The following is an 8965-nucleotide window of genomic DNA, read 5'->3' on the forward strand; positions in this document are numbered from 1 at the left end:
GGGCGGGGGCGGCATCGGGGTCGCGTCCGGCGGGGTCTCGGCGGCAGGCGGCGCGTCACGCATCGGCAGGTCGGGCGCCGCGCGGGCGCCGGGGCTGGGCCTGCAGGGGCAGGCCGGTGGAAGTGGTAGGGCTCAGGCGGCGCATCGCGACCCCGTCAGAAGCTGAAACCCAGCCGCAGATGCAGCCGGAACTTGCGCGTTTCCACGCCGTAGCCCAGGTCGGCCTGCACCGGGCCCACGGGGCTGCGCCAGCGCGCACCGACACCCACGCCGACCTGCGGCTTGTTGAGGCGGCTCAGTTCGTCGGCCACGCTGCCGGCATCGACGAAGACCACGCTTTCCCAGGCCGACACCTTGCCGCCCAGGACCAGCGGCCGCTGCCATTCGGCGCTGAGCACGCCCAGGTAGCGGCCGGCCACGGTGGCGCCGTTGGCATCGGTGGTGCCGATGGAGCGGTAGGCATAGCCGCGCACGCTGGTGTCGCCGCCGGTCAGGAAGCGCAGGGTGGACGGAATCTGCGCATCCTCCGCCGCCGTGACGGCGCCGAACTGCGCGCGCAGCGCCAGCCGCGACTGGCGGGCCAGGCCGGGCGCGTCGCCCTCGGCCACGCTGCCCAGCGGCAGGATGTAGAGCGAGCGGGCATCGACCCGGGTGAAGGGCCGCTGCGCGCCGCTCAGCGTGTACCCAGCGCCCAGTTCCAGGCCCAGGCCCCAGCCGCGGCGGGGCGAGCCGGCGTCGTCGAAGTAGCGGCCCGTCCAGGACCAGTTGGCGCTCAGCGCCGAGGCCGAGGGCGGCGCGCCGATGCCGCGGTTGAGGGCGTAGTCGTACTGCAGGTAATAGGCGCGGTCGATCTTCGGGTCGGACTTGCTGCGGCCGAAGCGGGCCCGGCCGCTGTCCACCTCGTAGTCGCCCGACAGGTCCTGCTTGAGCTCGCCCGAGGTGATCCAGCGCCAGCCGTCGTCGCCCGGAATGGCGCTCCATTCGGTGTTGAGCGAGCGGGTGTTGCGGTCCACCGACAGCCGCGTCACCGCCCGCCAGTCCAGCAGCGGCATGCGGTTGATGATGTGGTCGGCCGACAGCCGCGGGCCCGAGTCGGAGGTGAAGCCCACGCCGAGCACGATCTTCTGCAGCTTGGCCTCGCGCACCTGGGCGATCACGCTGGCGGCCTGCGGGTCGCCCTCGGTGTCGAGCGTGAGGAAGACCGAGTCGTAGTAGCCGCTGCTGGCCAGCCGCGCCTGGGCGTCGAGCAGCTCCTGCTGGCTGTAGGGCTGGCCGGTGGGGATGCGCGCGATGCGCCGCGCGCCGTCGGCGCTGTAGCGCTCGCCGCCCTGCAGCACGAAGGGGCCGAAGCGGTAGGCCGGGCCGGACTGGTAGGTGACCGACAGCCGCGCCGTGGCGTTGTCGGCGTCGATGTCGGCGCGGCTGAGCGCGATGCTGCCGGTGGGAAAGCGCTCGGCCACCAGCTTGCGCTGGCCGCCGTTCTTGGCGCCTTCCCAGGCGGACTGGGTGAAGTCCTGGCCCTCCGACAGCGACCAGCCGTCGCGGATCGCCTTGCGCTGCGCCTCGGCCTTGCCGTCGGTGGCGATGGGGCCCTGGAAGTCGATGCGGTGCGCCACCACCTTCGTGCGCGGGCCGGGCTCGACCTGGATGCGCACCTCGTAGGGCACGGCGGCGCTGGCCGGCAGGTCCACGATCTCCATCTTGAGCGTGGGCGTGAAATAGCCCAGCGTGCCCAGCAGGTCGCGCGCATTGGCATCGGCCGCCACCATCAGGCGGGAGATTTCGGGCAGCTGCAGGTCCGGCAGGCGGCGGTAGCGCTGGAGCTCCAGGTGCTGCTCGAGCAGCTCGCGCGCCTCGTCCGGGCCTTCGACCCGCACGTTGAAGCCGCGGCGGCCCGTTTTGCCATCAGCGGCGTCGCTGCTGCTGGCCAGGGCCGAGGGCGCGTCGTCCGCCTTGCCGGCGTCCTTGCGGCCGGGCAGCAGGCTACAGCCCTGCAGCAGCAGGGCGGCGAGGAGCAGCAGCAGAAAAAGAAACGCCGGCAGTGGCGCCGGCGTCGGTCGATGGGGGTCCACCCTGGGCATCGCGGAATTCTGGCATCGGCCGCCGCACGGCCTTGTCGGAATGCCGCCCGTCCTGTGGGGCCTTGGCCGAGGACTTCGTCACGCCCCGCGGCGCGCCGGCCTCACTTGGACAGCAGCCGCATCGCGTCTTCCAGCCCCTTGAGCGTCAGCGGAAACATGCGGTGCGACACCAGCTGCTGGATGACGGCGATGCTCTGGCGGTACTGCCACACGCCCTGCGGCTCGGGGTTGATCCAGGCGAACTTGGGGAAGGCGTGCGTCAGCCGCTGCAGCCATTCGGCGCCGGGCTCCTCGTTGTTGTATTCCACGCTGCCGCCGGGCTGCAGGATCTCGTAGGGGCTCATGGTCGCGTCGCCGACGAAGACCAGCTTGTAGTCCTTGTTGTACTTGCGGATGATGTCCCAGGTGGCGAACTTCTCGCTGAAGCGGCGCCGGTTGTTCTTCCACATGAAGTCGTAGACGCAGTTGTGGAAGTAGTAGAACTCCAGGTGCTTGAACTCGGTCTTGACGGCCGAGAAGAGTTCCTCGACCCGGGCGACGTGCTCGTCCATGGTGCCGCCCACGTCCATCAGCAGCAGCACCTTGACGTTGTTGTGGCGCTCCGGCCGCATCTTGATGTCGAGGTAGCCGGCGTTGGCGGCGGTGCGGCTGATGGTCTGGTCCAGGTCCAGCTCGTCCTCGTGGCCCTCGCGCGCGAAGCGGCGCAGCCGGCGCAGCGCCATCTTGATGTTGCGCGTGCCCAGCTCCTGCGTGTCGTCGTAGTCCTTGTAGGCGCGCTGCTCCCACACCTTGACGGCGCTCTTGTTCTTGCCCGCGCCGCCGATGCGGATGCCCTGCGGGTTGTAGCCGCCGTTGCCGAAGGGCGAAGTGCCGCCGGTGCCGATCCACTTGTTGCCGCCCTCGTGGCGCTCCTTCTGTTCTTCCAGGCGCTTCTTGAGCGTCTCCATGAGCTCGTCCCAGCCCATCTTCTCGATGGCGGCCTTTTCCTCTGGCGTGAGCTGTTTCTCCAGCACCTGGCGCAGCCAGTCCAGCGGCACTTCCTTGGTGAAGTCGGTCAGCATCTCCACGCCCTTGAAGTAGGCGGCGAAGGCGCGGTCGAACTTGTCGTAGTGCTTCTCGTCCTTCACCAGCGCGGTGCGGCTGAGGTAGTAGAAGTCGTCCATGCCGAAGGCATCGTCCGAGTTCGGCCCCACCACGTCGGCCTGCAGGGCTTCGAGCAGCGTGAGGTATTCCTTGACCGACACGGGCAGCTTGGCCGCGCGCAGGGTGTAGAAGAAGTCGATCAGCATGGGTCAGGCTCCTGGCCAGCGGTCGGGGCTTTGGCGAAAGTGGACGCAGGCGAGCACATGGACATGCTGGCCTTCGATCCGATAGTGCAGGGCGTAGGGGAAGCGACGCAGCTTGGCGCTGCGATAGGCGCCCAGCCCGCGACGGAAACGCTGGGGATCGCGCGAGAGCAGTTCCACCAGTGCGGCGACGCTGCGCAGGAGTTCGGCGCCAAGGCCCGTTTGCTTCGCTTCGTACCACTCGAAGGCCAGGCGCAGGTCTCGCTGCGCAGGCTTCTCGAGATGCACTTCGAAAGGCATGGGCTCAGAGACGGACGCCCAGGGACGCCGCAAGCTCGGTGGGCGTGCAGGCGCTGCCTGGATTCGCCTGAACCCAGGCCCAGCGCCGGTCGAGCTCGGCCTTGAGTTCTTCGCTCATCGGCGGCATCAGGTCCTGGTCGATGCTGTCCCACAGGTCCTCGACGAGCTGCAGCTTCTCGTGCACGCCGAGTTGGGCGATTTCTTTCGGGAGTGCGCTCATGTCAGCCTCCTGAGTCAGGGCGGGGTTTGTCCAGCAGATACAGCAACTGCGCCTTCACCTCCGGCCATTCGCCGGCGCGCAGGCTGTACATCACGGTGTCGCGGATGGTGCCGTCGCGGCGCGGGGCGTGACCGCGGATCACGCCGTCCTTCTTCGCGCCCAGGCGCTCGATGGCGCGCTGGCTGGCGAAGTTGAAGTTGTCGGTGCGCCAGCCCACCACGTGGCAGTGCAGCGTCTCGAAGGCATGGCGCAGCAGCATCAGCTTGCAGCTCGTGTTGACGTGCGTGCGCTGCACCCGCTGCGCATACCAGGTGTAGCCGATCTCCACCCGGCGGATGGCCGGCACGATGTCGTGGTAGCTGGTGGTGCCGAGCACCGTGCCGCTGGCCTCGTCGAGCACGGCGAAGGCCAGGCGGTTGCCGTCCTCGCGCATCTTGAGCGCCTGGGCGATGTAGGCGGCCGTGTTCTCGGGCTCCGGCACCGAGGTGACGCGGATGGTCCACAGCGCGCCGTCGGCGGCGGCGGCCCGAAGGCCGGACTCGTGCTGCGCGGCGAGCGGCACCAGGCGCACGCCGCGCTCGCTCAGTTCGATGGGGTCGACGAAGGCCATGGGCGTTCCGGCAGTCGGGACAGTCGATGATCCAGCTGCGGCCGGCTCAGCGGTTGTTGCGCTGCATGAAGACCAGCTTCTCGAACAGCGTCACGTCCTGTTCGTTCTTGAGCAGCGCGCCCACCAGCGGCGGCACGGCGACCTTGTCGTCCTTGCTCTGCAGGGCCTGCAGCGGGATGTCCTCGGCCACCAGCAGCTTGAGCCAGTCCAGCAGCTCCGAGGTCGACGGCTTCTTCTTCAGGCCCGGCAGGCCGCGCACGTCGTAGAAGGTCTTCATCGCCGCGGCCAGCAGTTCCTGCTTGAGGTCGGGGAAATGCACCTCGACGATGCGGCGCATGGTCTCGGCATCGGGGAACTTGATGTAGTGGAAGAAGCAGCGGCGCAGGAAGGCGTCGGGCAGCTCCTTCTCGTTGTTCGAGGTGATGAACACCACCGGCCGGTGCTTCGCCTTGACCAGTTCGCGCGTCTCGTAGCAGTAGAACTCCATGCGGTCCAGCTCGCGCAGCAGGTCGTTGGGGAATTCGATGTCGGCCTTGTCGATCTCGTCGATCAGCAGCGCCACCGGCTCGTCGGCGGTGAAGGCCTGCCACAGCACGCCCTTGACGATGTAGTTGTGGATGTCCTTCACCCGCTCGTCGCCCAGCTGCGAATCGCGCAGGCGGCTGACGGCGTCGTATTCGTACAGGCCCTGCTGCGCCTTGGTGGTCGACTTGATGTGCCACTGAAGCAGCGGCAGCCCCAGCGATTGCGCCACTTCCTCGGCCAGCATGGTCTTGCCGGTGCCCGGCTCGCCCTTGACCAGCAGCGGCCGCTTGAGCGTGATGGCGGCATTGACCGCCAGCATCAGATCCTGCGTGGCGACGTAGTTGTCGGAACCCTTGAATTTCATGGATGGCTTGACGTGTGGGGAGGGGAAAGGCGCGGAAGGCGCAAGAGGCCGGAGAGGCCTGCGATCAGGGCTTTCCAGCGGGTCGGCGGCGGGGGTCGCTTCCTATAATCGCCGGTCGATTCCCCCACGTCCTCACGAGATTTTGCGCGCAAAATGAACAAGCTGTTGACCACGATGTTTGCCCTTGCTGTCGCTTGCGTGACCAGCGTGGCCTCTGCGCAGAAGGTGACGGGCAATGCCGACAACGGCGCGAAAAAGGTGGCCATGTGCGTGGGTTGCCACGGCATCGTGGGCTACCAGGCCAGCTTCCCCGAAGTGCACAAGGTGCCCAAGATCGCGGGCCAGAGCGCCGGCTACATCACGGCGGCGCTCACGGCCTACAAGGGTGGCGACCGCAAGCATCCGACCATGCGCGCCATCGCCGACACGCTGACCGAGCAGGACATTGCCGACCTGGCTGCCTACTACTCTGCCCTGGGCATGGCGGGCAGCGCCGCGGTGCCGGCCACCGCCAAGGCGCCGAGCGAGAAGGTGCAGGCGCTCATCGCGCGCAATGCCGACAACAGCTGCACCAAGTGCCACGGCGCCAACTTCAACACGCCCAACGACGCCACCGTGCCCAAGCTGGCCGGCCAGTACGGCGACTACCTGTTCGTGGCGCTCAAGGCGTACAAGACCAGCCATCCGCTGGTGGGTCGCTCGAACGCGGTGATGAGCACCCAGGTCAAGCCCTACAGCAATGCCGAGCTCAAGCAGCTGGCGCAGTACATCGCGTCGCTGCCGGGCGAGCTCAAGACGGTGCCGGAGTCGGAACTGCACCGCACCGCCAGCAAGTAAGCGGCGCCCGCCATCTGCATCGAACCGAGGCCTGCGAGGCGAATGCCCGCAGGCCTTTTTTCATCGCCGCGTCGAACCCCGAGAGGCGCGACGGCGTCCGGGCATGATGGCGCCATGCCGCCGAAAGCTCCACCCCTGGCCCGCCTGTCCCGCCGCCTTCTCCTGCAAGGCGCCGCCGGGGCCGCGCTGGCCCATCCTTTCCTGAACCTCCGGGCCCAGCCGGGCGACGGCGCGGCGCTGTTCGCGCTGGGGGTGGCCTCCGGCTGCCCCACGGCCGACGGCGTGGTGCTGTGGACGCGGCTCGCACCCGAGCCGCTCGCCGGCGGCGGCATGGGCGAGGCGCCGGTGGCCGTCGACTGGGAACTGGCCGAGGACGAGCGCTTCACCCGCATCGCCGCCCGCGGCCGCGCCATCGCCCTGGCCGCCGACGCGCATTCGGTGCACGTGGAGGTGGCCGGCCTGCAGCCCGGGCGCGACTACTGGTACCGCTTCACGGCCCAGGGCCAGCGCAGCCCCATGGGCCGCACCCGCACCGCCCGCGCCGCGCAGGACGCCCAGCCGCTGCGCCTGGCCTTCGGCTCCTGCCAGCAGTACGAACAAGGCTTCTACGCCGCCTACCGCGACATGGCCGCGCAGGACATCGACGCGGTGGTGCACCTGGGCGACTACATCTACGAGGCCTCCTGGGGCCAGCAGCACGTGCGCCGGCACGAGGCCGGCCTGCCGCAGGACCTGGCCGGCTACCGCAACCGCTACGCCCGCTACAAGACCGACGCCGACCTGCAGGCGGCCCATGCCGCCTTCCCGTGGTTCGTGACCTGGGACGACCACGAGGTGCAGAACGACTACGCCGACGACCGCTCGCCGCAGACGCCCGACCCGCAGCGCTTCCTGGCCCTGCGCGCGGCCGCCTACCAGGCCTGGTGGGAGCACATGCCCGTGCCCGCCCGCATGCGGCCGCAGGGCACGCAGGCGCGCATCCATGGCCGCTGGCGCATGGGCGGCGCGGCTGACCTGTTCGTGCTCGACGGCCGGCAGTACCGCTCGGCCCATGCCTGCGTGCCGGTGACCGGCAACAAGGGCTTCGTCGACTGCGACGAGCGCACCGCCGCCGGCCGCAGCTACATCGGCGCCGGGCAGGAGGACTGGCTCTACCAGGGCCTGGCGCAGGCGGATGGCCGCTGGACGCTGATCGCCCAGCAGACGCTCATGGCCACGGCCCCGCGCACCCGCGGCGAGGCCCAGGGCTACTGGGTCGACGGCTGGGACGGCTATGCCGCCAACCGCGACCGGCTCTACGCCGCCCTGGCCGCGCGGCCGGTGCGCAATGCGCTGGTGCTCAGCGGCGACGTGCACTGCTTCTGGGCCGCCGACCTGCGCCGCGACGGCGATGCCGCGCCGCTGGCGACCGAGTTCGTCGGTGGCTCCATCAGCTCGCAGGGGCCGTCGATGGCCACCGTGGCCGCGCTGCAGGCGCGCAACCCGCACCTGCGCTGGGGCCGGGGCGACGTCCGTGGCTATGCGCTGGCCACGCTGGCGCCGTCGGAGGCGCGGGTGGAGTTCCGCGCCGTGGACGACGTCAAGCGTGCAGACTCGGGCGTGGGCCGGCTGGCGCGTTTCGTGGTCGAGCATGGCGCGCCGGGCGTGCACGTGGTGGCGGACTGAAGCGCGGCCATCGCCCCGCGGCAGCGCGGCCCGACGGCACCGGCGACAGGCCGTCGGCCGGTGCCGGATGACCCCGCGCCACGCCGTGGATTGCGGTGTCCGCCATCGGCCCGACCGTCGGCGCTGTTAGCGTCGGCGACTCCCCGGGTTATCCCTGATCCCTGCCTTGCCGCCGGTGGCCGCCTTGCTGCGGCCCTTTGCCTGCGGCCTGAACGCCCCGCGCATTTCCCCGCCTGCCCGCCATGACCTCGTCCGCCGCCGCCCTCCAGGACTCCCACGCCGAACGCACGCTTCTGCGCGCCGTGCTCGCCCTCGGCCTCGGGGGCTTTTCCATCGGCACCGGCGAATTCGTCATCATGGGGCTGCTGCCCGAGGTGGCGCGCGACATCGGCACCAGCATTCCGCAGGCCGGCCATGCCATCAGCGCCTACGCGCTCGGCGTGGTGGTGGGGGCGCCGGTGCTCGCCGCGCTGGCCGCCGGCTGGCGGCGGCGGGTGCTGCTGATGGCGCTGATGGCCTTCTATGCCATCGGCAACATCGCCAGCGCGCTGGCGCCGGACTACCTGTCGCTGCTTGGCCTCCGCCTGGCGACCGGCCTGCCGCACGGCACCTACTTCGGCGTCGCGGCGCTGGTGGCGGCGGCCCTGGCGCCGCCGGGGCAGCGGGCGCGCGCGGTCGGGCTGGTGATGCTGGGGCTGACCGGCGCCACGCTGGTCGGCGTGCCCATCGCGGCCTGGCTGGGCCAGCACTTCGGCTGGCGCGCCGCCTTCGTCTTCGTCGGGCTGATCGCCGCGGCGGCGGTGCTGATGATCCGGCTCTGGGTGCCGGACATGGCGGCGCCCCACGGCGCCAGCCCCATGCGCGAACTGGGCGCGCTGCGCCGGCGCCAGGTGTGGTTCACGCTGGGCATCGCCGCCATCGGCTTCGGCGGCATGTTCTGCGTGTTCAGCTACGTCAAGCCCACGCTCACCGAAGTGGCCGGCCTGCCGCTGGACCGGGTGCCGCTGGTGCTGGCCCTGTTCGGTGTCGGCATGGTGGCGGGCAACCTGGTGGGATCGCGCCTGGCCGACCGGGCGC

General features: G+C 70.2%; 9 protein-coding genes. 3 read left to right on the plus strand and 6 right to left on the minus strand.

Going from position 1 to position 8965, the window contains the following annotated elements; all coding sequences use genetic code 11:
- Positions 1-155: 155 nt before the first annotated feature.
- The 6 genes from NS331_RS24155 to NS331_RS24180 form a co-directional block, all read right to left on the minus strand.
- Complete coding sequence (locus NS331_RS24155) at positions 156-2081, minus strand: autotransporter assembly complex protein TamA (RefSeq protein ID WP_058644470.1); 1926 nt, start codon at positions 2079-2081, stop codon at positions 156-158.
- 101 nt (positions 2082-2182) lie between these two features.
- Positions 2183-3370 (minus strand): vWA domain-containing protein, encoded by a 1188-nt coding sequence (locus tag NS331_RS24160; protein ID WP_058644471.1) that lies wholly within the window; start codon positions 3368-3370, stop codon positions 2183-2185.
- Positions 3371-3373: 3 nt separating this feature from the next.
- A complete protein-coding gene (locus tag NS331_RS24165; RefSeq protein ID WP_058644472.1) occupies positions 3374-3667 on the minus strand; it encodes a type II toxin-antitoxin system RelE/ParE family toxin in 294 nt (97 codons plus the stop codon).
- Positions 3668-3671: 4 nt separating this feature from the next.
- Positions 3672-3887, minus strand: a complete 216-nt coding sequence (locus tag NS331_RS24170) for an addiction module protein (protein WP_058644473.1) — start codon at positions 3885-3887, stop codon at positions 3672-3674.
- A 1-nt stretch (position 3888) separates the two neighbouring features.
- Positions 3889-4497 (minus strand): GNAT family N-acetyltransferase, encoded by a 609-nt coding sequence (locus tag NS331_RS24175; RefSeq protein ID WP_058644474.1) that lies wholly within the window; start codon positions 4495-4497, stop codon positions 3889-3891.
- Positions 4498-4543: 46 nt separating this feature from the next.
- A complete protein-coding gene (locus NS331_RS24180) occupies positions 4544-5386 on the minus strand; it encodes an AAA family ATPase (RefSeq protein WP_058644475.1) in 843 nt (280 codons plus the stop codon).
- Positions 5387-5539: 153 nt separating this feature from the next.
- On the opposite strand from NS331_RS24180, the gene NS331_RS24185 reads away from it, so the two are divergent.
- From NS331_RS24185 to NS331_RS24195, 3 genes are all read left to right on the plus strand, one after another.
- Complete coding sequence (locus NS331_RS24185) at positions 5540-6223, plus strand: c-type cytochrome (protein WP_058644476.1); 684 nt, start codon at positions 5540-5542, stop codon at positions 6221-6223.
- Positions 6224-6337: 114 nt separating this feature from the next.
- Complete coding sequence (locus tag NS331_RS24190; protein WP_058644477.1) at positions 6338-7888, plus strand: alkaline phosphatase D family protein; 1551 nt, start codon at positions 6338-6340, stop codon at positions 7886-7888.
- 242 nt (positions 7889-8130) lie between these two features.
- On the plus strand, positions 8131-8965 hold an 835-nt coding region (locus NS331_RS24195), incomplete at its 3' end, for an MFS transporter (RefSeq protein ID WP_153013026.1).

The sequence above is a fragment of the Pseudacidovorax intermedius genome (assembly GCF_001476815.1).
Classification (GTDB): Bacteria; Pseudomonadota; Gammaproteobacteria; order Burkholderiales; family Burkholderiaceae_C; genus Xenophilus; species Xenophilus intermedius_A.